The following is a 21,756-nucleotide window of genomic DNA, read 5'->3' as shown; positions in this document are numbered from 1 at the left end:
TCACCCCAGGGCAGCCGGGGGTTCTTCAAGCTTCCGGCTTCCGGCTTCAAGCTCCCGGCGAAGCCGGGTCAGACTTCGATATCGGCGAGGTTGCCGTAGTCCTCGAGCCAGCTCTTGCGGTCGGCGGCACGCTTCTTGGCCAGCAACATGTCCATCATCTCCAGGGTGCCGTCGCCGTCGTCCCGGGTCAGCTGCACCAGGCGCCGGGTATCCCGGGCCATGGTGGTCTCCCGCAGCTGCAGGGGACTCATCTCGCCCAGGCCCTTGAAGCGCTGGACGTTGGGCGTGCCGCGCTTGCCCTCCAGCTTGCGCAGGGTCGCCGCCTTCTCGCTCTCGTCCAGGGCGTAGTAGACCTCCTTGCCCAGGTCGATGCGGTAGAGGGGCGGCATGGCCACATAGACGTGGCCGGCGTCCACCAGGGCCGGGAAGTGACGCACGAAGAGCGCGCACAACAGGGTGGCGATATGCAGGCCGTCGGAGTCGGCGTCGGCGAGGATGCACACCTTGTGGTAGCGCAGCTTGGAGAGGTCGTCACTGCCCGGGTCGAGGCCGATGGCCACGGCGATGTCGTGGACCTCCTGGGAGCCGTAGATATCGTGGCTATCCACCTCCCAGGTATTGAGGATCTTGCCGCGCAGCGGCAGGATCGCCTGGGTCTCGCGATCCCGGGCCTGCTTGGCGCTGCCGCCGGCGGAGTCGCCCTCCACCAGGAACAGCTCGCTGGTGGCGGGGTCCTGGCCGGAGCAGTCCGCCAGCTTGCCGGGCAGTGCCGGCCCCGAGGTGACCTTCTTGCGGGCCACTTTCTTGGCGCTCTTCTGGCGCCGCTGGGCGGCGCTGATCACCAGCTCCGCCAGGGCCTCGGCCTGGTCGACATGGTGGTTGAGCCATAGCGAGAAGGCGTCCTTGACCACCCCGGAGACGAAGCCCGCCACGGTGCGCGAGGAGAGGCGCTCCTTGGTCTGACCGGCGAACTGGGGATCGAGCATCTTCACCGAGAGCACGAAGGCGACCCGCTCCCAGAGGTCGTCGGCGGTCAGCTTGACGCCCCGGGGCAGGAGGCTGCGGTAGTCGCAGAACTCGCGCAGCGCCTCGAGCAGCCCCGAGCGCAGGCCGTTGACATGGGTGCCGCCCAGGGGGGTGGGAATCAGGTTGACGTAGCTCTCCTGGAGCGATTCGCCGCCCTCCGGCAGCCACTGCACCGCCCAGTCCACCGCCTGGTCATCATCGGCGAAGTGGCCCACGAAGGGCGCCTGGGGCAACACCTCATAGCCGTCGGTGGACTGGGCCAGGTAGTCGCGCAGGCCATCCTCGTACTGCCAGGCGCTCTCGGTGCCGTCGGGCTCCACCAGGGTGATCCTGAGTCCCGGGCAGAGCACCGCCTTGGCCCGCAGCAGGTGTTTCAACCGCCCCAGCGCCAGCCTGGGGCTATCGAAGTAGCTCGCCTCGGGCCAGAAGCGCACCAGGGTGCCGGTGGTGCGCTTGGCGCAGCTGCCGATCACGGCGAGCTCGGCGACCTTCTCGCCCCGTTCGAAGGCGATGGCGTGGCGGCTGCCGTCCCGGCACACCTCTACCTCCAGGCGCGTGGAGAGCGCATTGACCACCGAGACCCCGACCCCGTGCAGGCCGCCGGAGAAGCGGTAGCTGGAGTCGGAGAACTTGCCGCCGGAGTGCAGCTTGGTGAGGATCAGCTCGACCCCGGAGACGCCATGCTCGGGATGGATATCGATGGGCATGCCGCGACCGTCGTCGGCCACCTCGATGCGCCCATCCTCGCCGAGACGCACGCTGATCTCCCGGGCATGGCCGGCCAGGGCCTCGTCGACGCTGTTGTCGATGACCTCCTGGGCCAGGTGGTTGGGGCGACTGGTGTCGGTGTACATGCCGGGGCGCTTGCGCACCGGCTCGAGTCCGGAGAGTACCTCGATGGAGCTGGCACTGTATTGCGTCATAAATGTTCCGGTCGCTAGTCGTTATCGATGCCCATGGTATCGCCGGACGGCGCTTCCCGCTCCAACGCCTTGGCGAGACTCGCCGCCTGGGGCGGGGTCAGGCGATGGCCGCCCCAGGCAAAGATCGCCGGCAGGTAATCGGCCAGCGCCGTGAAGGCGTGATCGCCGCCGGGATGCAGCAGGGTGGCGGCGCCGCGGTAGGCGACGAAGGCCTCGCGGCAATCCAGGGCCTCGTCGGCGGTGCCCAGCAGCAGCAGGTAGCGCTCGGGGCTCAGCCGCTCGGGGGTCATGGCCGACAGCGCCTCCCGGTGGGCCGCCGTGAGGCGAAAGGCCTCGCCGCTATGGTCGTTGACGAAGTCCTCGCCGACCCAGTCGGCCATCAGCGCCGCCGGCCGCACCGCCGGGTTGATCAGTACCGCCGCCTGGCCGTGTCGCTCGGCCAGGCAACTGGCCAGGAAGCCTCCCAGGGAGCTGCCCACCAGCAGCGGCCTGGGCCCCAGCGCCGGGAGCGCCTCCTCGGCCAAAGCCAGCGCCGCCTCGGGGCGATGGGGCAGCTGGGGGGCGGCGCAGGCCAGGCCCAGGGCCTCGCAGGCGCGTACCATCAGGCGCAGCTTGGGGGAGCCCAGGCCGCTATTGAAACCATGCAGATAGAGCAGGCCCGAAGCCGGCTCACCGCCGCGCGGCACGCTTAGCATACCGCAACCCCTGGATGGATAACCAGCACCCAGTAAAGACGCCTCACGGTACTTCCGTCTCGGCGGCCCAGAAGGCCTCGATCAGCCCGCGGCTGGAGTCGTCCATGGCCTCCTGGCCGCGGTGGCCGGCGAGGATCCGCTCGGTCTCGCCGGCGATGCGCTTGCCCAGCTCCACCCCCCACTGGTCGAAGGGGTTGATATCCCAGATCACCGCCTGGACATAGACCTTGTGTTCGTAGAGGGCGATCAGCGCCCCCAGGGTGGCCGGGGTCAGGCGCTCCAGCAGCAGGGTGGTGGAGGGCTGGTTGCCCCGGTAGCGCTTGTGGCTGGGCTGGGCGTCGCCATCCGCCAGGGCCTCGTCGCCGAGCATCAGCACCCGGGACTGGGCGAAGCAGTTGGCCAGGGTCAGGCGGTGCTGCTCCTTGAGGTGGGCCCGGGTGGCGGCGTCCGCCACCTCGTCATAGCGACGCAGCGGCGCGATAAAGTCGCAGACCACCGCCTGGGTACCCTGGTGCAGCAGCTGATAGAAGGCGTGCTGGGCATTGGGCCCCAGTTGGCCCCAGAGCACCGGGCAGGTGGCGTAGTCCAGCTGGCGGCCGTCGTGGGTCACCGACTTGCCGTTGGACTCCATCTCCAGCTGCTCGAGGTAGGCGGCGAAGTACTCCAGGCGGCCATCATAGGGAAGGATGGAGTGGGCACGGATATCCAGGAAGTTGACGTTCCAGATCCCCGCCAGGGCCAGCAATACCGGCAGGTTGTCGGCGAGCTCCGCCTCGCGGAAGTGGCGATCCATGGCGTGAGCCCCGGCCAGCAGCTCCCGGAAGTGATCCATGCCCACCACCAGGGCGATGGGCAGGCCGATGGCTCCCCATAGCGAGTAGCGTCCGCCGACCCATTCCCAGAACTCCAGCTGATGCGCGTCATCGATGCCCCAATCGCGCATCTTCTCGGGACTGGCCGAGACGCCGATAAAGTGCTGGCGCATGACCAGCGCCGCCGGCATGCCGACACGCTCGCCGGCGAGCCGCGCCAACAGCCAGTCCCGGGCGGTGCGGGCATTGGAGAGGGTATCGATGGTGGTAAAGGACTTCGACGAGAGCACGAACAGGGTGGTCTCGGGATTGAGGCGTCCCAGGTAGTCGGCCAATTGAGAGCCGTCCATGGTGGAGGCGAAGTGCACCTCCAGCGCCTGACTCCCCTCGGCGCGGAAATCGGCCAGGGCATGGGTCACCATCAAGGGCCCCAGGTCGGAGCCGCCCACTCCCAGGTTGACCACGTCGCGGATCGGCTTGCCGGTGGCGCCCCGCCACTGGCCCGCATGCAGCCTGGTCACCATGGCTTCCATGCGCGCCAGGGTGCGATGCACCGCCGGCACCAGGTCCTCGCCCTCCACCACCAGGGAGGCCGATTCCGGCAGGCGCAGGGCGGTATGCAGGGCCGGGCGATCCTCGCTGATATTGACCCGCTCGCCATCCAGCAGCCGGCCGATGGCCCGGGGCACGTCGGCCTCCCGGGCCAGGGCCAGCAACAGCTCCCGGGTCTCGGGCGTCCAGCGCTGCTTGGCCAGGTCCAGGGTCAGCCCCGCGGCGCTGCGGGTAAAGGCCCGGTGGCGGCCGGGCTGCTCGGCGAACAGCGTCTTGAGATGCACCTCCCCCAGGGCCTCGCGGTGGGCAACCAGGGCCCGCCAGGCGGGACGCCGGGACAGGGGTGACGCTGACGGCATAACTCTCTCCTTGAACGGCTGCAGGTACGCTTGCCTGGGGGCACTGCCACTGAGCTGGCCAGGGGCGCGGGGAGCAGGCCGCAGCGAAGCGTCATTATCAAGGACGAGAATGCCGAGCGCCCAGGGAGGGGGTGACAGCGTCTTCGCGAAGTTGCCTGCTCCCAGGATAGTCCCGGGCCTTAACGCCTGGTGGAGTCCATCATCGGATTTCGCCGGGGTCGTGTCATCCCGCGACACGCAGTAGAATGGCCGTATTTCCCCCGGGCCCACCATGCCATGAGTGACGCATCTTACCGTGACGCGATCTTTTCCACACCCCTGGACCGGGTCGCGCGCTTCTCCTTCGACGAGCAGGTGGTCGCCTGTTTTCCCGACATGATTCGCCGCTCGGTGCCGGGCTACGGCCAGATTCTCGGCATGCTGGGGGTGCTCGCCGAGCGCCACCTGCGCCACGGCGCCCGGGTCTACGACCTGGGCTGCTCCCTGGGGGCCGCCGGCCTGGCCCTGGCCGGGCGATTGCCGCCGGCGGCCTTCGACTACACCGGGGTGGACCTCTCCCCGGCCATGGTGAGCCGGGCCCGGGAGACCCTGAGCGGCGAGTGCCCCGAGCATGCCATGACGGTGGAGGAGGGTGACATTCGCACCCTCGACTACCGGCCCGCGGGCATGATCCTGCTCAACTTCACCCTGCAGTTCCTGCCGCCCGAGGATCGCGACGCCCTGATGCGCCGCCTCCATGAGGCCCTGGAACCCGGCGGGGTGCTGATCCTCTCCGAGAAGATCAAGGCCGCCGACGAGCAGGAGAACGCCTGGCTGGTGGAGCGTTACCACGACTTCAAGCGCGCCAACGGCTACAGTGACCTGGAGATCAGCCAGAAGCGTACGGCGCTCGAGAATGTGCTGATCCCCGACACCCTGGAAGCGCACCATGCGCGCCTGGCCCAGGCCGGCTTCTCCCGCAGCCTGACCTGGTTCCAGTTCCTCAACTTCGCCTCGCTGATCGCCTTCAAGGAGTAGCCGGCGCCGGCGGGGCCGGGAGGCTGGCCATGTCGCCGACCCTGCTCGCCCTGCTGCTGGCCCTCGGCGGCGCCTGGCTGACCACCGCCTGGTGGCACAGCCGCAAGCCGCTGCCGCCGGGCCTGCATGTGGTGGGGCCCTGGCGGAGCGCCGATGCCCCGCGCCTGCTGCTCGACGAGACCTATGCGGATGCCTCGGGTCGACACCGGCGCCGCCAGGCTATCTTCGCCGAATGGCATCGCCTGATCGCCCAGGCTCGCCGCCTGGTGGTGATCGACCTCTTCCTGCTCGATAACGGCCCCCTGGGGCACCGCCTCTGCCAGGCGCTGATCCAGCGCAAGGCCCGCCTCCCGGCCCTGGAGGCGGTGGTCCTGGTGGACCCCATCAATCACCGCTATGGCGGCCGCGAGGCGCCTCAGCTGGAACGCCTGCGTCGCGCCGGCATCCGCGTCGTCAGTTGCGACCTGACCCCGGGACGCGATCCCAACCCGAGTTGGTCGGCACTCTGGCGGGGACTGTTTCGGCCTCTGGGCAACTCGCCCGGGGGTGGCTGGCTGCCCGATCCCCTGGGGCCGGGACGGGTCTCCCTGCGCAGCTACCTGGCGCTGCTCAACCTCAACGCCGACCATCGCAAGACCCTGGTGGTGGACGAGGGCGACGGCTGGCGGGCGGTGGTGGGCTCGGCCAATGCCGACGAGGCGAGCCGCGACTACCGCAACGCCGCCCTGAGCCTGAGCGGCCCCGCGGCGCTCGACCTGCTGCATAGTGAGCTGACCCTGGCACGGCGCTCCGGCCTCGCCTGGCTGCCGCCCTGCCCGGCCCCACCCTCCGACGCTCCTGCGATCCTGCCGCGACTGCGTCTGCTGACCGAGGGCGCCATCCGCGACACCCTGCTGACGCTGCTCGCCGAGGCCCGCCCCGGCGACCGCCTCTGGGTATGTGCCTACTACCTGGCCCACCGCCGGGTGATCCACGCCCTGCTGGCCGCCCGGCGGCGCGGCGTGGCGATCCGCCTGCTGCTGGACCCCAACGACCGCCACTTCGGCCGCACCAGTCCCGGCCTGCCCAACCGAGCGGCGGCCCGGGAGCTGGCCCGCCGGGGCCTGGCCATCCGCTGGTATGGCGACGCCGAGTCCCAGGGCCATGGCAAGTGGCTGCTCCATCAGCGTCCCGGGAGCCACGCCACCCTGCTGCTGGGCTCCGCCAACCTCAGCCGACGCAGCCTCGAGGACAACAACTTCGAGGCCAATATCCAGCTGCAGGCGCCGGCGGACCATCCGGTGATCCGCCGGGCCCGGGCAAGCTTCCTACGCTACTGGCATAATCGCCACGGAGAAACCCATAGCCGCCCCTTCCCGGCCCGGGACGACGCCACGGCCTGGCGCTACTGGCGCTACCGGCTGATGGAGGCCAGCGGCTGGTGCACTTTTTAAGGACCCCATGAACAACCCCCATCGCGATCTCTACCGCGCCTTCCTCGATCAGGGCCTGGAGACCTGGCTGGCTCGCCTGCCGGAACAGCTGGCCCAGGGCCTCGACCGCAAGCGTTACGGCGACCTGCCGGCCTGGGAGAAGGCCGTGGCCAAGCTGCCGCCGCTCCCCGAGGCCCGCGAGGCCTGCCTGGACGCCGACACCGTCAGCGTCGAAGTGGCCCTCGGCGACAGCCAGCGCCGCCAGTGCGAGAACCTGCTGAGGAAACTCGCCCCCTGGCGCAAGGGCCCCTACCGGCTCGGCGGCATCACCATCGACACCGAATGGCGCTCCGACTGGAAGTGGCAGCGCCTGGCCCCGCACCTGGCCGACCTGGCCGGGCGCCGGGTGCTCGACGTGGGCGGCGGCAGTGGCTACCACGGCTGGCGCATGGCCGGGGCCGGCGCCTCCTTCGTGCTGGTGATCGACCCCTCGCCGCGCTTCTATTACCAGTTCCAGGCGGTACGCCACTTCGTCGGCGACCGGGACACCCACCGCACCCACTTCCTGCCGGTGGGCATCGAGGCGGTCCCCGACGACCTGCAGTGGTTCGATACGGTCTTCTCCATGGGCGTGCTCTACCACCGCCCCTCGCCCCTGGAGCACCTGCACAAGCTCAAGGCATGCCTGCGCCCGGGGGGCGAACTGGTGTTGGAGACCCTGGTGGTGGAGGGCGACGAGACCACGGTGCTGCTGCCCGGCGAACGCTACGCCGCCATGCCCAATGTCTACTTCCTGCCCTCCTCGCAGGCCCTGTGTCACTGGCTCGCGCGCTGCGGCTTCGACAATGTGCGGGTGGTGGACGAGGCGATCACCACCACCGAGGAGCAGCGCGCCACCGACTGGATGACCTTCCAGTCCCTGGCCGACTTCCTCGACCCGGACGACCCGACCAAGACCCGGGAGGGCTACCCGGCCCCGCGCCGGGCGGTCATCATCGCCAATCGCCCGTCGTAGCCGCCCGATGGGAGTAGACCGGGGCGTGGTTCACGCCGATCGTCGAAGCCCCGACACACAGACGCCCCCGCCGGCTCTCACCGTCGGGGGCGTCGCTTCGTGCCGGATTCGCTCGGCGGCGACTTAGCCGAGCAGGTCGCGAATATCCTTGGCTTCCCAGTGCGGGAAGTGCTTGCGCACCAGGGCGTTGAGATCCTGCTCGAAGGCGGCCCAGTCCACCTGGCCGGGCCGGCTCTGACGGGCCTGTCCCAGGCCGCGCACCATGCCGGCACCCACGGTGACATTGCTCAGGCGATCGATCACCACGAAGCTGCCGGTGCCCGGACTGCGGCGATAGTCGTCCACCGGCACCTCGGCGGTGAGTTCCACCTGGCAGCGGGCGATGGTATTGAGCTCCAGGCGCTCCGCCTGGTGGTGCTCCAGGGTATTGACGTCCACCTGGTAGTCGATGGCGCTGACCTGGCCGGAGAGGTCCCGGGTGGCCAGCTTGAAGTCGTAGAGGCGGCCCGGGGTCAGGGCGTCCTCGTGCATCCACACGATGTCCGCCTCGAAGACGTTGGAGCCGGGCACCTCGGCATCGGCGGCGACGATCCAGTCGCCCCGGGAGATATCGATCTCGTCCTCCAGGGTCACGGTGATCGCCTGGCCGGGATAGGCCACCTCCAGGTCGCCATCCTGGGTGACGATGCGCGCCACCGTGGAGCGCTTGCCGGAGGGCAGCACCTGAATGGCCTGGCCGGGGCGCAGGATGCCGGCGGCCAGGGTGCCGCAGTAGCCGCGGAAGTCCAGGTTGGGACGATTGACGTACTGCACCGGCAGGCGCAGGTCGGTGAGGTTCTGGTCCCGGGAGACCTCCACGCCCTCGAGCAGCTCGAGCAGCGCCGGGCCGTCGTACCAGGGCATCGCTTCGCTCTGGTTGACCACGTTGTCGCCCTTGAGCGCCGAGATCGGCACGAAGCGAATATCCCGGGCATTCAGCTTCTCGGCCACCTGCTGGTACTCGGCGACGATCTCGTGGAAGCGCTGCTCGGCGAAGTCCACCAGGTCCATCTTGTTGATCGCCACCACCAGGTGCTGGATGCCCAGCAGGTCGGCGATAAAGCTGTGGCGCCGGGTCTGGGTCTGCACCCCGTAACGGGCATCGATCAGGATGATGGCGAGACTGGCGGTGGAGGCCCCGGTGGCCATGTTACGGGTGTACTGCTCGTGCCCCGGGGTGTCGGCGATGATGAACTTGCGCTTGTCGGTGGAGAAGAAGCGATAGGCCACATCGATGGTGATGCCCTGCTCGCGCTCCGACTGCAGGCCATCCACCAGCAGCGCCAGGTCCACCTCCTCGCCGGTGGTGCCGCTGGTCTTGGAGGCCTGGGTGATGGCCGCCAGCTGATCCTCGTAGATCATCTTGGAGTCGTGGAGCAGCCGGCCGATCAGCGTCGACTTGCCGTCATCCACGCTGCCGCAGGTGATAAAGCGCAGCAGATCCTTGTTCTCGTGCTCGTGGAGATACTGTTCGATATCGTCCGCGATCAGTGCCGATTGATGTGACATCTTCAAACCCTTTACTGGAAGCTGGTGACCCGATGAACCGCCGGCGCGTCGTTAGAAGTAGCCTTCGCGCTTCTTCTTCTCCATAGAACCGGCCTGGTCGTGGTCGATGGCGCGGCCGCTGCGCTCGGAGGTGCGGGTCAGCAGCATCTCCTGGATGATCTCCGGCAGGGTCGCGGCCTGGGACTCGACGGCGCCGGTGAGGGGGTAGCAACCCAGGGTCCGGAAGCGCACCCACTTCTCCTCGGGCACCTCGCCCGGCGCCAGGGGCAGGCGTTCGTCGTCGACCATGATCTGCATGCCGTCACGCTCCACCACCGGACGCGGCGCGGCGTAGTAGAGGGGCACGATGGGAATCTGCTCCAGGTAGATGTACTGCCAGATATCCAGCTCGGTCCAGTTGGAAAGCGGGAAGACGCGGATCGACTCGCCCTTGTTGATCTTGCCGTTGAACAGGCTCCACAGCTCCGGGCGCTGGTTCTTGGGATCCCAGCGGTGGAACTTGTCGCGGAAGGAGTAGACCCGCTCCTTGGCGCGGCTGGCCTCCTCGTCGCGGCGGGCGCCGCCGAAGGCGGCGTCGAAGCCGTACTTGTCCAGGGCCTGCTTGAGGGCCTGGGTCTTCATGGTATCGGTGTACTTGGCGCTGCCGTGATCGAAGGGGTTGATATTGGCCGCCCGCCCCTCCTCGTTGATGTACTCGATCAGCTCCATATCGGCCTCCGCGGCCATGCGGTCGCGGAACTCGATCATCTCCTTGAACTTCCAGGTGGTATTGATGTGCATCAAGGGGAAGGGAGGCGTGCCGGGATAGAAGGCCTTGCGCGCCAGATGCAGCATCACCGAGGAGTCCTTGCCGATGGAGTAGAGCATCACCGGGTTGGAGAACTCGGCGGCCACTTCACGGATGATATGGATCGACTCGGCTTCGAGTTGCTTGAGATGGGTCTGTCGCTCGGGAGAAAGCATCGCGGCTTGGCAACCTCTTGTAACCTGGGACGGCGCATCGCCGTGGGTGGGCTGCCAGTGGCGCCGGTCAACGCCGAGCGCTAGCGGTCGATCGACCGGAAAAGCGCCCGCGGACGCGCCATGGCAGCGTCATGCCAGCTAGGGTACTGAGGGCGCAACAATAACGTCAAAGAATTAAGAACTATCTTTTTAGCCCACAAAGGAATAAAGGGCGCAAGCCTCAGAGGTCGACCCGCTCCACCCAGGTGGTCAACCGTTCGCCATCCAGGTCGATCACCCGGTAGCCGGGCCGCGAGGCCTGGTCGATGGCGAACTCGGGGGAGCCGCCGAGGAACTGATCGGTGGTGGCGGGGGTGCCATAGACCGCCACCTCCCCCTCGGGCAGGTGCCGCGCCCCGGCGAAGGCCTGGTGGATATGCCCGCAGAGCACCGCCTTGACCTGAGGATGCGGCGCCAGGGTCTCCCAGAACGCCTCGCCGTCGGCCAGGCCGATGGCGTCCATCCAGGCGGAACCGATGGCCAGGGGCGGATGGTGCATGGCCACCAGGGTCGGGCGCTCGTCCAGGGTCAGGCTGCCGGCCAGGTCCGCGAGGCGCTCGGTCCCCAGCTCGCCATGGGGCCGCCCCAGCACCCGGGTATCGAGGAGCAGCAGCCGCCAGGCACCCAGGTCGAGTTCGTCATGGAAGTCGCGAACCTCGGTCATGAAGTCGCCATGATCGTGGTTGCCGGGCAACCAGAACCAGGGGCACTCCATGGCGGAGAAGGCCTCGGCGGCATGGCGATAGGAGGCGGGAGTCTCGTCCTGGCTGACATCGCCGGTAACCAGCAGCAGGTCGGGGCGCAGCCGCCGGGCGTGTTCCAGCACCCGTTGCAGCTGACGCAGGGGCACGCCGGCCCGGGAGCGGGCCTCGGGGTCGGCATGCAGGTGACAATCGGTGACTTGCACCAGACGCATCAATTCAGCTCCGGCAGATCCAGGGAGTGACCGTGGGCCAGGGCATGCTCCAGCCATTCGCCGAGGAAGCGGTTGATCTGCAGCTTCTCGTCGGGCTGATGCATGCGGGCATTGGGGTAGCGATAGCGCCCGTGGAAGTGGCGCTGGCGCTGGAAGTCGGTGACCTCGGCCATGCGCACATCGTGGTAGAGGTGCACCAGCATGCGCGGCGGCTCGACGAAGGCATCCATGATGCCGCTCTGGGAGACCCGCAGGCGGCTGGTATAGGGCGCCTCCTCGACCAGTTCCAGCCACAGGGAGCCGAAGCGCTGTTCGCGACCGCGCAGGGCGATCTCGCGGGTCTCGCCGGGGCCAAGCTCTCCGACCAGCCGCGACAGGCGCAGGTAGTTGATGCTGCACTCGGCCTGCAGTCCCTTGAGATCGGATACATAGGCGGCTCTTGCCATGGCGTTACCTCCGTGCTCGCAATGCGGCCCGCTGCCGTGCCAACCAGTGGAAGGCGATCAGGCACATGGCGTTGTCGAGTCGTCCGGCCTCGAGGAGTTCCCAGGCCTCGCCGAAGGGTAGCACATGAACCTGGATATCCTCGTGCTCGCTGGCCAGGCCATGCACGCCGCCGAGGCCGCGGCTGTCGGTCAGTCCCAGGTAGAGGGTGACCCGCTCATCACAAGCGCCGGGGCTGGGGTAATAGGTATGCAGCTCGATCAGCTCGTCGAGGCGGCAACCCGCCTCCTCGAGGGCCTCGCGGCGGGCCACCTCGGCGGGGGCCTCCCCCGCCTCCACCAGGCCGGCGATCGGCTCCAGCTTCCAGGGGCCCTGGGGGTCCTCCAGGGCGCCGGCGCGCAGCTGCTCCACCAGCACCACGCGATCACGCTCCACGTCGTAGGGCAGCACCCCCACGGCATCCCGGCGCACATGCACCTCGCGCTTGATGGCAGGGCTCCAGCCCCCCTGGAAGAGGCGGTGGCGCAGGGTGCGCTCTTCCAGGCGGAAGAAGCCCTGGTGCAGGCGGGTGGTCTCCAGGCGCTCCACATCCGTCTTGCCGAAGCGCGGCCTGAGCAGGGTCAAGGATCGGTCGCCGGTATCGGCCATGACACCTCCGGGGTCAACGAAGGGGCCATTATCCGGTCATGGGGCGGCGATGCCAACCGCCTCTCTCCCCCCAGCCCTCTCCTAGCCCTCGAGGCGGCGCAGCAGGGCCCGGGCCTGGGTGCGCAGTGCCTCGTCGGAGGCCTGGCGCTCGGCGCGCGCCTCGCCCTCCAGGGCACGGCGGGCGTGTGCCATGGCCTCGTCCCGGCGTCCCGACTCGACGAGGAACTCGGCATAGTAGAAGTTGACGTCGATGCCCTGGGGACGAATCGCCAGGGCCCGCCGGAACATCGCCTCGGCGGTGTCGTCATCGCCGAAGCCGATCAGTCCCCCGGGCACCCGATCGTAGAGCGCCCCCAGGGTCACATAGGCGGAGCCGTTGAGGCCCCGGGGGTCGAGCTCGACGGCCCGCTCCAGGGCCTCCCGGGCGCCACGGGCCCGGCTCAGGGCGCCCAGGCCGCCGCGCTCGCGGGCCTCGGAGGCGAGGATAATGCCCTGCCAGGTCAGCAACTCGGCGGCCTCGGGGTACTGCCCCACCAGGGTCTCGGCTCGCTCGGCCAGGGCCGCCAGGGCATCGCCCTGCTCACCAGGCTGGGTGGTGATCCGCTCCCACTGCCGTCGCAGCTCGGCGACCTCCTGCTGCTGGGCGAGGGCCAGCGGCGAGAAAACGAGGCTGATGCCCAGGGCCAGGGCGGGGAAGACAAAACGCTGGGACATGATCGGGCTCCTTGCTTGTTATTGTGACGGTGGTGCCACCGGGCACTCTAACGAACGTTTGAATTACACCCCAGCCCACCAAAGTCGTAGCCGTCCCTTGGCGCGGCTCCCACGGCGCAGTAAGGTCCCAGCAACAGCCAATGGAGAACCTCATGAAAGGTCGCAATATGACCCGCTGGCGCGATCCGGCCAAGGACCCGCGTCAGGAGCCCAAGAGCCACCTGATCACCGCCGAGGGCGCCGAGCGCCTGCGCGGCATCCTCGACCACCTCTCGCGGGTCAAGCGCCCGGCCCTGTCGGCCAAGGTGGGCGAGGCGGCGGCACTGGGCGATCGCAGCGAGAACGCCGACTACACCTACAACAAGAAGGAACTCAACCGGGTGATCGCGCGGATTCGCTACCTGACCAAGCGCCTCGACGAGCTGCAGGTGGTGGACCGCCTGCCGGCGGACACCTCCCGGGTCTACTTCGGCGCCTTCGTTACCCTGGAGGATGACGACGGCGAGGAGATGACCCTGCGTATCGTCGGCCACGACGAGACCGATACCGCCAAGCGCTGGATCAGCATCGACGCGCCCCTGGCCAAGGCGCTGCTGGGCAAGGAGGAGGATGACGAGGTGACGGTGGCCGCCCCCGGCGGCGAGACCACCTATCTGATTACCGAGATCCGTTACCGAGAGCCGGGCACGAAATAGTCAGCGCTTGATGGCCCGATAGACCCGGAAGCGGCGGTCGTCGGCGAGGATCTCGAAGCCGCCGAAGCTCGCCTCGAGCAGGTCGGGATAGGGCAGGAAGGCATTGGCCACCAGCCACAGCTCGCCGCCGGGCGTGAGACGTTCCGGCGCCTCGCGGATCAGCCGCCCCGCCGGGCCATAGTCGATGGCCCGCTCCTGATGGAAGGGCGGGTTGCTGATGATGCGCTCGAAGCGCGCCCCCTCGGGCAGCCCCGAATAGACGTCCCCGGCCACCACCTCGCCGGCCAGGTCGTTGGCGGCCAGGCTGCGCCGGGTCGCCTCCACCGCGAAGGCATTGATATCGGTGGCGCTGACCCGGGCCCCGCGACGGGCCAGCCAGCAGGCCAGGATGCCGTCGCCGCAGCCCATGTCCAGGGCGCGGAAGGGGCCCTCGGGCAGGCGCGGCGCCAGGGTCTCCAGCAGCAGCCGGGTGCCGTCGTCCAGCTTGCCATGGCCGAAGACCCCCGGATGACTGTGCAGGGTCAGCCCCTCGGCCTCGAGGGTCTGCCAGGCCAGGGCCGGGTCCAGGGCCACCCGCCCCACCCGGGTCTCGAAGAGGCTGCAACGGCGGGCGCTGTCGCGCTTGCGACAGCCCAGCCCCAGGGCCGCCAGCACCTTGAGCACCCGCTTGATGCCGCCATTGTTCTCCCCCACCAGCCACAGCGGCGTGCCCTCGGGCAGGCGCTGGCAGAGCGACAGCAGCCACCACTCCCCCAGGGCATGGCTCTTGGGCCAGAACAGCACCGCCCCCGGCACCTCGCCCAGGGATGTCGTGGCGAAGGGGGCGTGAACCACGCCGCCCCGGGCCTGCCAGTCGGCCGACTGGGCGGCATCGCCACTCAGCAGGGCGCTATCCGGCGGGGACAACCAGGCGTCCCGGGGCGGGGCCACCCAGAGCCAGTGGCGGTGGTCCTGCTCCTGGCGTTCGAGGAGTTGGCAGACGGGGGTCTCGGCGGGCATGGCGGTCACTCGGGTTTGTGCAGGGTGTAGAGCAGGTAACGCCCCAGGCGCCAGTGGGGCTCGACGTCGCAGTAGCGCCGCTCCAGCGCCAGCAGCTGCTCCAGTTGTGCTTCGTCGGGATGGCGCTCGCGCAGGTAGTCCTGGAAGACGCGAATCCCCGCCACGGCACGGATCTCGAGCCCCAGGGCCTCGGCCCAGGTGGCGATCTGATCGTGGGTCAGCGGCGAGATGGGGGTCAGGCGCTGGCGCCGGCCGGTGCCCTCCAGGCGATCCGCCAGGGCCTTCTCCAGGTTGCCCTTGACCACATTGGAGAAGCGCAGGGCGTCGCGGTTGAAGATCATCAGCGAGAGCTGGCCGCCGGGGGCCAGCAGGCCCGCCAGGGTGGCCAGGGCCGCCTCGGGGTCGGCCAGCCACTCGAGTACCGCATGACAGACGATCAGCGGCCAGGGCCCCGGGGCCGCCTCGGGCAGGCGCTGCAGGGGTTCGTGCAGGAAGCGCACCGACTGCCCGGCCAGGGATTCCCGGGCCCGGGCCAGCATTTCCTCGGCGGGTTCGGCCAGGGTCACCTCATGGCCGCGGGCGACGAACCAGGCGGCCATCTGGCCCAGGCCGCCGCCCACGTCGAGCAGCGGCTGGCCGTCGAGCTCGAGCTGGCGGGGCAGGCAGTGATCGAGCAGCGCCAGGCGCAGGGCGCCGCGGGGCGAGCCGTAGAGCGCGGCGGAGAACTTCTCTGCCAGGCCCTCGAAGTGGCGATCGCCATGAACGGAGAGGGGCGCGTCGCTGGGCAAGGGGGCAATTCCTGAGGTCAAGGGGCGACCATTCTATCCGCTGTGCGGCTCGCGGCGAACCTTGGACTCTGGACGAAAACTGCCTGCCCTCGCCGAATCGACCTCGGGGCGCGGCTCGCGTCGTACCTCCAGGGGCAAGCGTGCCGCCCAGTTCACCTCCCGCTCCAGTTGGGCGGCGAATTGCAGCAGGCGCCGCTCGCTGCCCATGGGTCCCAGGCACTGCACCCCCACCGGCAGGCCCTGCGGTGTGATATGCAAGGGCAGCGACATGGCCGGCTGGCCGGTCAGGTTGGCCAACTGGGTAAAGGGCGAGTAGCGCAGCGATTCCTGGGCCAGGGCGTCGAGCCCGCCCGCCTTGAGGGCCAGGGCAGAGGCGCCGGGCAGCGCCAGCAGACGCATCAGCGCCTCCCGCCAGCGGCTCGGGTAGAGGCTGCCGCGGCGCGGCGGCGGGGCGCTGAGCACCGGCATCAGGAGCAGGTCGAAGCGGCGATGAAAGGCCCCCATGGCGCGCCCCAGGGTGTTCCAGTGGCGCTTGGCCAGCTCATAGTCGCACGCCTTGAGGTGACGGCCGAGTCGCGCGATGGCGCGGGTGGCCGGCTCGATCGCCAGCCGCGACTCCCGGATGCCGGTCTGCTCGGCGACCCATGCCAGGTCGGCGCTCAGGTGCCCTAGATAGAGCGTCAGGTAGCTGTGGGCCAGGGCCCCGCCATCCACCGGCGGGTCGCACCACTCCACATGATGGCCCAGGGCCTCGCAGCGCCGTGCCGCGACCTCCAGCGCCTTGCGCACCTCGGGATGCAGGGTCGCGCCGAGGGGCGTACCGAGTGGCTCGCCCAGGGACACGGCGATGGTCAACGGCTCGGGAGCACGCTCCAGGGCCGCCAGGAAGCCGCTCTCGTGGCGCACCGGATAGGGGCCACCCTCATCCATGCCGTTGGTGGCATCCAGCAGGGCGGCGCTGTCGCGGACGCTGCGGGTCAGGGCATGCTCGACCACGGCTCCCTGCCATACCTCGCCATGGGCGGGCCCCAACGGCACCCGGCCACGGGACGGCTTGAGGCCGAAGAGACCGCACTGGCTGGCGGGAATGCGGATCGAGCCGCCGCCATCGCCGGCCCCCGCCAGGGGCACCAGACCCGCCGCCACCGCGGCGGCGGCACCACCGCTGGAGCCGCCGGGCGAATAGTCGCGCCCCCAGGGATTGGCCGGATGGGGAAAGGCCTTGGGCTCGGTGATGCCCATCAACCCCAGCTCCGGGCAGCCGCTCTGGCCGAGGATCACCAGGCCGGCCTGGCGAAAGCGCTTGACCAGGGTGGCATCCGCCGCGGGGCACCAGTCGGCCAGGGCGGCACTGCCGAAGCTCAGCGGCTCGTCCGCCAGCCCCATCAACAGGTCCTTGGTCAGGAAGGGGACCCCGGCGAAGGGCGAACGGGGCTCCACCTCGGCGGCCTCGGCCCGCCCGCGCTCGTAGCGTCGACGCACCACGGCGCCCAGTTGAGGGTTGTCCAGGTCGATGGCGGTACAGGCCGCCTCGACGACCTCCTCGCGGCTGACCTCGCCGCTGCGTATCAGGGCCGCCAGCCCCAGGCCGTCATGACGACGGTACTCATGATCCTTCATTGCCCTTCCCTTGCCTCCCCCCGAACCATCAGCATGATCAAATAGACTAAAGGTTCAAGTCGTTATCAAAAAAACGTCCGATAACATTAAAGCCACAATGGCATACCGCCGATAACACCTTACCCCCGACTCAGGCCTTTGCATCACCCAGGGAGAGACCTCTTGAGCCCATTCCACGGCGACCTCGGCACGCTGCTCGACTTCCCCAGCCTGGCGATCTGCATCAGCGAGGGCGACACCCTCGGCGGCAGGCTGGCCTATGTCAATCACGCCTTCGAGCGCCTGACCGGCTATGCCCGGGAGGAACTGCTGGGCAGTGGCTGCCCGCTGCTGGACTCCGAGGCGCTGGAGGCGACGCACCGCCAGGCCTTGATGGACGCGCTGCGCGATGGGCGTCCCTTCACCCTGACCCTGCCCTGCCGGCGCCGCGATGGGGAACTCTTCCACAACGAGCTGAGCCTGTCGCGCTTCTGCCTGGGGGATGGGCGTCGCTACCTGATCGGGATTCATCGCGATGTCAGCCAGCGCGAGGCGCACCAGAATCGCCTGGAGCTGGCTCAGGCGGTCTTCAACAATACCCATGACGGCATCCTGGTCACCGATGCCGACAAGCGCATTATCGACACCAATCCAGCCTTCAGCGAACTGACCGGCTACAGCCGTGAGGAGGCCCTGGGCAAGAAGCCCAACCTGCTCTCCTCCGGCAAGCACGACTCCGGCTTCTACGAGAGCATGTTTGCCGCGGTGGAGAACCGCGGCTACTGGAGCGGCGACATCTGGAACACCCGCAAGGACGGCAGCCAGCTGATCGAAAACACCACCATCTCGGCGATTCGCGACGAGAGCGGTCGTATCGCCAACTATATCGGCATTTTTCGCGACATCACCCAGCGCCGCCTCAACCAGGCGCGCCTCGAGCGCATGGCCAGCTACGACCCCCTCACCGGGCTGTTCAACCGCGAGCACTTCAATACCCTGCTGGAGAGTCAGCTGGCCAGCCTGGAGTACACCCAGAGCGGCCTGGCGGTGCTGTTTCTCGACCTGGACGACTTCAAGCCGATCAACGACGGCTTCGGCCACGCCTGCGGCGACGAGCTGCTGATCGAGATCAGCCGCCGCCTCAAGCATCTGATGCGCGCCAACGACCTGACCGCCCGCTTCGGCGGCGACGAGTTCGTCATCGCCCTCACCGGCCTGGGCACCGCCGACAAGGCCGCCAAGGTCGCCGAGAAGGTGATGGCCGATATCATCCGCCCCTACCAGCTCGACAACGGCGAGCTGGTCAGGGTCTCGGTCTCGGTGGGCATCGCCTTTACCTCGAGTCACGAGACCAGCGCCGCCCAGTTGCTGGATGCCGCCGATGCCGCCATGTACGACGCCAAGCAGCAGGGCAAGAACCGCCTGGCCCATGCCGATGCCCTGGACCAGCGAGGCGCGGGACAGGACGCCTACACCCTGATCAAGACGGCCTTCGAAGCGGGCCAGATCGAGCTCTTCTTCCAGCCGATCCTGTCGATCCATCGCCAGCGCATCATCGGCTTCGAGGCCCTGGCCCGCTGGCGTCACCCGGAGAAAGGCGTGCTCGGTCCCCAGCACTTCATGGACGTGATCACCCAGTCGTCGCTGAGCCTGCCCTATGGCCGCTGGCTGATCGACGAGGCGGCCCGGGTGGCCAAGCGCTTCCATGTCGAGGGCCACGAGATCGCCATCGGCGTCAATCTCTCCCAGGATCAGATCGAGACCGGCGCCATCGTCGAGTCGCTGGCTTCATCGCGTCACCGCCACGACCTGAGCCGCCCCTTCCTGGTGGCCGAGGTTCTGGAGTCGACCCACTTCCATGACCTGGACCTGGCCTGCGGCCTGCTCCAGGAGACCCGCAACCTGGGGGCCCAGGTGGCCCTGGATGACTTCGGCTCGGGGATCTCCTCGATCACCTATGTCAGCCAGCTGCCGCTGAACACCCTCAAGGTCGACCGCACCGTGACGCGCCACGTGGAAGCCCGGGAAGATCGTCGGCAATTCGTCAGCGGCATCATTCGCATGGGCCACGCCATGGGCCTGCAGGTACTGGCCGAAGGCATCGAGAACGAGGGGCAGCTGGAGGCCCTGCGCCTGCTGGGTTGCGACCTGGCCCAGGGCTTTCATATCGGCCGTCCCATGGCGGAGAGCGAGATCGTCAAGCGCTACCTGGCCCCCGACACGCCCCCCCGCTATCCGCTCAAGGGGGAAAGCCGCGCCTGCCGGGTTTAACTCCCCGCCGCGGATCCGTATAATCCTCGCGGCTCGCCCCCTTAGCTCAGCTGGATAGAGCAATCCCCTCCTAAGGGATAGGTCGAAGGTTCGAATCCTTCAGGGGGCGCCACGCCGACCCGCATGTTAGGGCGCTTTCTCGCCCCTCCTTCCCCTGCCATTGAATGCCGAGTTGCCCAGCGGACACCCAATGGACACCCGCGGCGATAGCCGCTGCCCCGAGCCGAGTTAGTCCAGCACCGCCACCTGCACGCCATCACGGCCCAGTCGCTTGGCCCGGTAGCTGGCCGCATCGGCTCGCCTCAGAGCCGCATCGACGCCGACATCGCCGGACTCGAACCCCGCCACGCCGAGGCTCAGGGTAATGCCATAGCGACGCCCTTCCTTCTCCACCGACACCTCGGCGGCGGCCCGACGCAACCCCTCGGCCACCGGTAAAGCCTGCTCCGGGGCACAGCCGGGCATCAGGATGGCGAACTCGTCGCCCCCCAGCCGCGCCACCTGGTCGCTGCGGCGCACCTGGGCCTTGAGCGCCTCGGCGAGCCGGCGGAGCAGTTCGTCACCCAGGGCATGGCCGCCTTCGTCGTTGATCGGCTTGAAGTGGTCCAGATCGAAGAGAATCAGCGCCGAGGGCCGGGACTGATGGCACCAGTCGTCCCAGGCTTCCTCGAGGCAGCGCTCGAAGCCACGCCGGTTGAGCAGTCCGGTCAGGGGATCATGCTCGGCCTCCCAGCGCTGCTGGGCCTCGATCTCGCGACGCTCGGTGATGTCCTTGACCATGCCCACGAACCCCAGCCGTCGCGACTCCACCGTGACCGCCGTGGCATGCACTTCCAGCCACAGCACGCTGCCGTCGGCCTGGCGGAAACGGCACTGACGCAGGAACTCCTCGCCACTGTTCAGGGTGTGATGCCACAGGTCCAGGGCGTCCCGACGCTCCTCGGGGTGCAGATTGATATGCCATTGGCCCACCTCGCCGACACCCTGCCCGATCAGGGCACGTAACGCCGGATTCATATAGGTGGTCCGGCCGTCGGGAGCAGTGACGAAGATGCCCGTAGGAGTCGACCCCAGGACCGCATCGAGGAAGGCCTGGCGCTCCTGCAGGGTAGCGTGGGCGGCCGAGCGTTCCCGCTCGACCCGATTGAAGGTCGCCGCTACCCGCTTGAGCTCCTTCAGGCGAGTATCCAGACTCACTCGATCTCGCTCTCCCAGCCCCACCGCATCGATCTGTCGTTCCAGCTGCTGCAGGGGCGCCAGGACTCGTCCTATCCGCCACACCAGCAGGGGCAGCATGACCAGCACGGCGATCAGCCCACCCCAGCCCAGCCGACGAATCAACGCCTGCAGCGCCGACTCCATCTCGCTCTGCGGCAGGAAGATGCCCACCACCCAGTTGGCCGCCCAGATCTGCCGGTAGGCCTGCAGCGACATCTCCTCGTTCAAGAGCGGCGCATAGGCGATACCCTCCCAGCCATCCAGGGCCAGGCCGGCCCAGGGGGATACCTCGGGCCGCGGCACCGACTGCATGATCAGGGCGTCATCGGGATGATAGAGGATGGTTCCCGAGGCGGTGGCCACGACGGCGAAGCCATGATCGCCCAGGCGGATCCGCCGCAACCGATCGAACAGGCTCCCTTGGTTGAGATTGACCACCCCCCCCAGCACGCCGAGGAAGTTCCCCTGCTCGTCCTCGAGGGGCAGGCTGATCACCACCAATAAATCGCCGCTGGCACGCCCCTCGAAAGGCTCGCTGATATGCGGGCGCCTCAGCCGAAGCGGCAGTCGAAAGAAATCGCGAATGCTGGCGTCCAGGCCGACGCGACCGGCGACCACCGGCCAATCGGCGATAATTTGCCCCTCGTCATCAGTCACTACCAAGCCATCGAACCAGGCCAGCAGGGAATCATTGTGGTGGAGCTCGGCGCGTATCGCCTCGGGAGTCCGCGCCTCACTCTCCAGCAAGGGCGCCAGACGCGCCAGTGCCGAGAGGCGCTTGTCGATCTCGGCGGAGAGGTCATCGGCGATCAACCGCGCCTCATAGCGCAGATGGGTGCCGTTGAGCTCCTGGACCAGGTCACGCCCCAGCAGCCAGCCGAAGGTCAGCACGCCCAGCAGCACCACCAGCCAGGTAGCGGCCAGCCCCAGCAGCAAACGCCCCTTTAGAGACCCGAGGCAGCTCCCCCAACGCCATTTCAATCGCATCCCTTTTCCTTATACCAGGTCCAGTTGCTATATCGCCCGCCGGCGATCTCTCCTTTAGCACGAATCGCTTCCCAGCCTACACCCTAGCCACCGAGGTCTCACCCCGCCCTTCACCC

General features: G+C 68.5%; 18 protein-coding genes and 1 tRNA gene. 6 read left to right on the top strand and 13 right to left on the bottom strand.

All coding sequences use genetic code 11. From position 1 onward, the window contains the following. Nucleotides 1-68: 68 nt before the first annotated feature. Genes parE through pgi form a run of 3 tightly spaced genes read right to left on the bottom strand, consistent with a single transcriptional unit; the run spans nt 69 to nt 4,367 of the window. Complete coding sequence (parE, locus tag NFU04_RS07025; protein WP_251308800.1) at nt 69-1,949, bottom strand: DNA topoisomerase IV subunit B; 1,881 nt, start codon at nt 1,947-1,949, stop codon at nt 69-71. Nucleotides 1,950-1,963: 14 nt separating this feature from the next. Further along, a complete protein-coding gene (locus tag NFU04_RS07020) occupies nt 1,964-2,644 on the bottom strand; it encodes a YqiA/YcfP family alpha/beta fold hydrolase (RefSeq protein WP_251308799.1) in 681 nt (226 codons plus the stop codon). 43 nt (nt 2,645-2,687) lie between these two features. Beyond that, nucleotides 2,688-4,367, bottom strand: a complete 1,680-nt coding sequence (gene pgi / locus NFU04_RS07015; RefSeq protein ID WP_251308798.1) for a glucose-6-phosphate isomerase — start codon at nt 4,365-4,367, stop codon at nt 2,688-2,690. Nucleotides 4,368-4,643: 276 nt separating this feature from the next. Here pgi and cmoA point away from each other — a divergent pair, with 276 nt between their 5' ends. From cmoA to cmoB, 3 genes are read left to right on the top strand one after another with little or no spacing between them, the layout of a single operon-like run. Further along, the gene (gene cmoA / locus NFU04_RS07010) at nt 4,644-5,384 is read left to right on the top strand and encodes a carboxy-S-adenosyl-L-methionine synthase CmoA (RefSeq protein ID WP_251308797.1); all 741 of its coding nucleotides are present in this window, start codon (nt 4,644-4,646) and stop codon (nt 5,382-5,384) included. 29 nt (nt 5,385-5,413) lie between these two features. After that, entirely contained in the window at nt 5,414-6,817 is a 1,404-nt protein-coding gene (locus tag NFU04_RS07005) for a phospholipase D-like domain-containing protein (protein ID WP_251308796.1), read from the top strand. Nucleotides 6,818-6,824: 7 nt separating this feature from the next. Next, complete coding sequence (gene cmoB, locus NFU04_RS07000) at nt 6,825-7,811, top strand: tRNA 5-methoxyuridine(34)/uridine 5-oxyacetic acid(34) synthase CmoB (protein ID WP_251308795.1); 987 nt, start codon at nt 6,825-6,827, stop codon at nt 7,809-7,811. A 123-nt stretch (nt 7,812-7,934) separates the two neighbouring features. Here cmoB and cysN read toward each other — a convergent pair whose 3' ends face one another. From cysN to NFU04_RS06970, 6 genes are all read right to left on the bottom strand, one after another. Further along, entirely contained in the window at nt 7,935-9,359 is a 1,425-nt protein-coding gene (gene cysN, locus NFU04_RS06995; RefSeq protein WP_251308794.1) for a sulfate adenylyltransferase subunit CysN, read from the bottom strand. 51 nt (nt 9,360-9,410) lie between these two features. Next, complete coding sequence (gene cysD / locus NFU04_RS06990) at nt 9,411-10,322, bottom strand: sulfate adenylyltransferase subunit CysD (protein ID WP_251308793.1); 912 nt, start codon at nt 10,320-10,322, stop codon at nt 9,411-9,413. A gap of 220 nt (nt 10,323-10,542) precedes the next feature. Beyond that, on the bottom strand, nt 10,543-11,277 hold the full coding sequence (locus NFU04_RS06985; protein WP_251308792.1) for a metallophosphoesterase: 735 nt from the start codon (nt 11,275-11,277) through the stop codon (nt 10,543-10,545). Further along, nucleotides 11,277-11,723, bottom strand: coding sequence for a DUF1249 domain-containing protein (locus NFU04_RS06980; protein WP_251308791.1), 447 nt, complete (start codon nt 11,721-11,723; stop codon nt 11,277-11,279). The genes NFU04_RS06985 and NFU04_RS06980 overlap by 1 nt, the downstream gene beginning before the upstream one ends. A gap of 4 nt (nt 11,724-11,727) precedes the next feature. Continuing rightward, entirely contained in the window at nt 11,728-12,369 is a 642-nt protein-coding gene (locus tag NFU04_RS06975) for an NUDIX domain-containing protein (RefSeq protein WP_251308790.1), read from the bottom strand. 81 nt (nt 12,370-12,450) lie between these two features. Continuing rightward, entirely contained in the window at nt 12,451-13,083 is a 633-nt protein-coding gene (locus NFU04_RS06970) for a tetratricopeptide repeat protein (protein ID WP_251308789.1), read from the bottom strand. A gap of 152 nt (nt 13,084-13,235) precedes the next feature. Here NFU04_RS06970 and greB point away from each other — a divergent pair, with 152 nt between their 5' ends. Next, nucleotides 13,236-13,778: a transcription elongation factor GreB gene (greB, locus tag NFU04_RS06965; RefSeq protein WP_198057471.1), complete on the top strand. Its 543-nt coding sequence runs from the start codon at nt 13,236-13,238 to the stop codon at nt 13,776-13,778. Here greB and NFU04_RS06960 read toward each other — a convergent pair whose 3' ends face one another. From NFU04_RS06960 to NFU04_RS06950, 3 genes are read right to left on the bottom strand one after another with little or no spacing between them, the layout of a single operon-like run. After that, the gene (locus tag NFU04_RS06960) at nt 13,779-14,777 is read right to left on the bottom strand and encodes a class I SAM-dependent methyltransferase (RefSeq protein WP_251308788.1); all 999 of its coding nucleotides are present in this window, start codon (nt 14,775-14,777) and stop codon (nt 13,779-13,781) included. A 5-nt stretch (nt 14,778-14,782) separates the two neighbouring features. Then, nucleotides 14,783-15,565, bottom strand: a complete 783-nt coding sequence (locus tag NFU04_RS06955) for a methyltransferase domain-containing protein (RefSeq protein ID WP_251308787.1) — start codon at nt 15,563-15,565, stop codon at nt 14,783-14,785. Between the two features lie 33 nt (nt 15,566-15,598). Further along, nucleotides 15,599-17,185, bottom strand: coding sequence for an amidase (locus tag NFU04_RS06950; RefSeq protein WP_285835127.1), 1,587 nt, complete (start codon nt 17,183-17,185; stop codon nt 15,599-15,601). Between the two features lie 162 nt (nt 17,186-17,347). On the opposite strand from NFU04_RS06950, the gene NFU04_RS06945 reads away from it, so the two are divergent. Next, entirely contained in the window at nt 17,348-19,435 is a 2,088-nt protein-coding gene (locus NFU04_RS06945) for a putative bifunctional diguanylate cyclase/phosphodiesterase (protein WP_251308786.1), read from the top strand. A 35-nt stretch (nt 19,436-19,470) separates the two neighbouring features. Next, nucleotides 19,471-19,547, top strand: a tRNA-Arg gene (locus NFU04_RS06940). A 116-nt stretch (nt 19,548-19,663) separates the two neighbouring features. Here NFU04_RS06940 and NFU04_RS06935 read toward each other — a convergent pair. Beyond that, the gene (locus NFU04_RS06935) at nt 19,664-21,589 is read right to left on the bottom strand and encodes a sensor domain-containing diguanylate cyclase (protein ID WP_309296787.1); all 1,926 of its coding nucleotides are present in this window, start codon (nt 21,587-21,589) and stop codon (nt 19,664-19,666) included. Nucleotides 21,590-21,756: the final 167 nt, after the last annotated feature.

The organism is Halomonas sp. NCCP-2165, from assembly GCF_023708045.1.
Lineage (GTDB): Bacteria > Pseudomonadota > Gammaproteobacteria > Pseudomonadales > Halomonadaceae > Bisbaumannia > Bisbaumannia pacifica.
The sequence above is the reverse complement of the archived record's forward strand: the minus strand, read 5'-3'. Positions and strand labels throughout refer to the sequence as shown.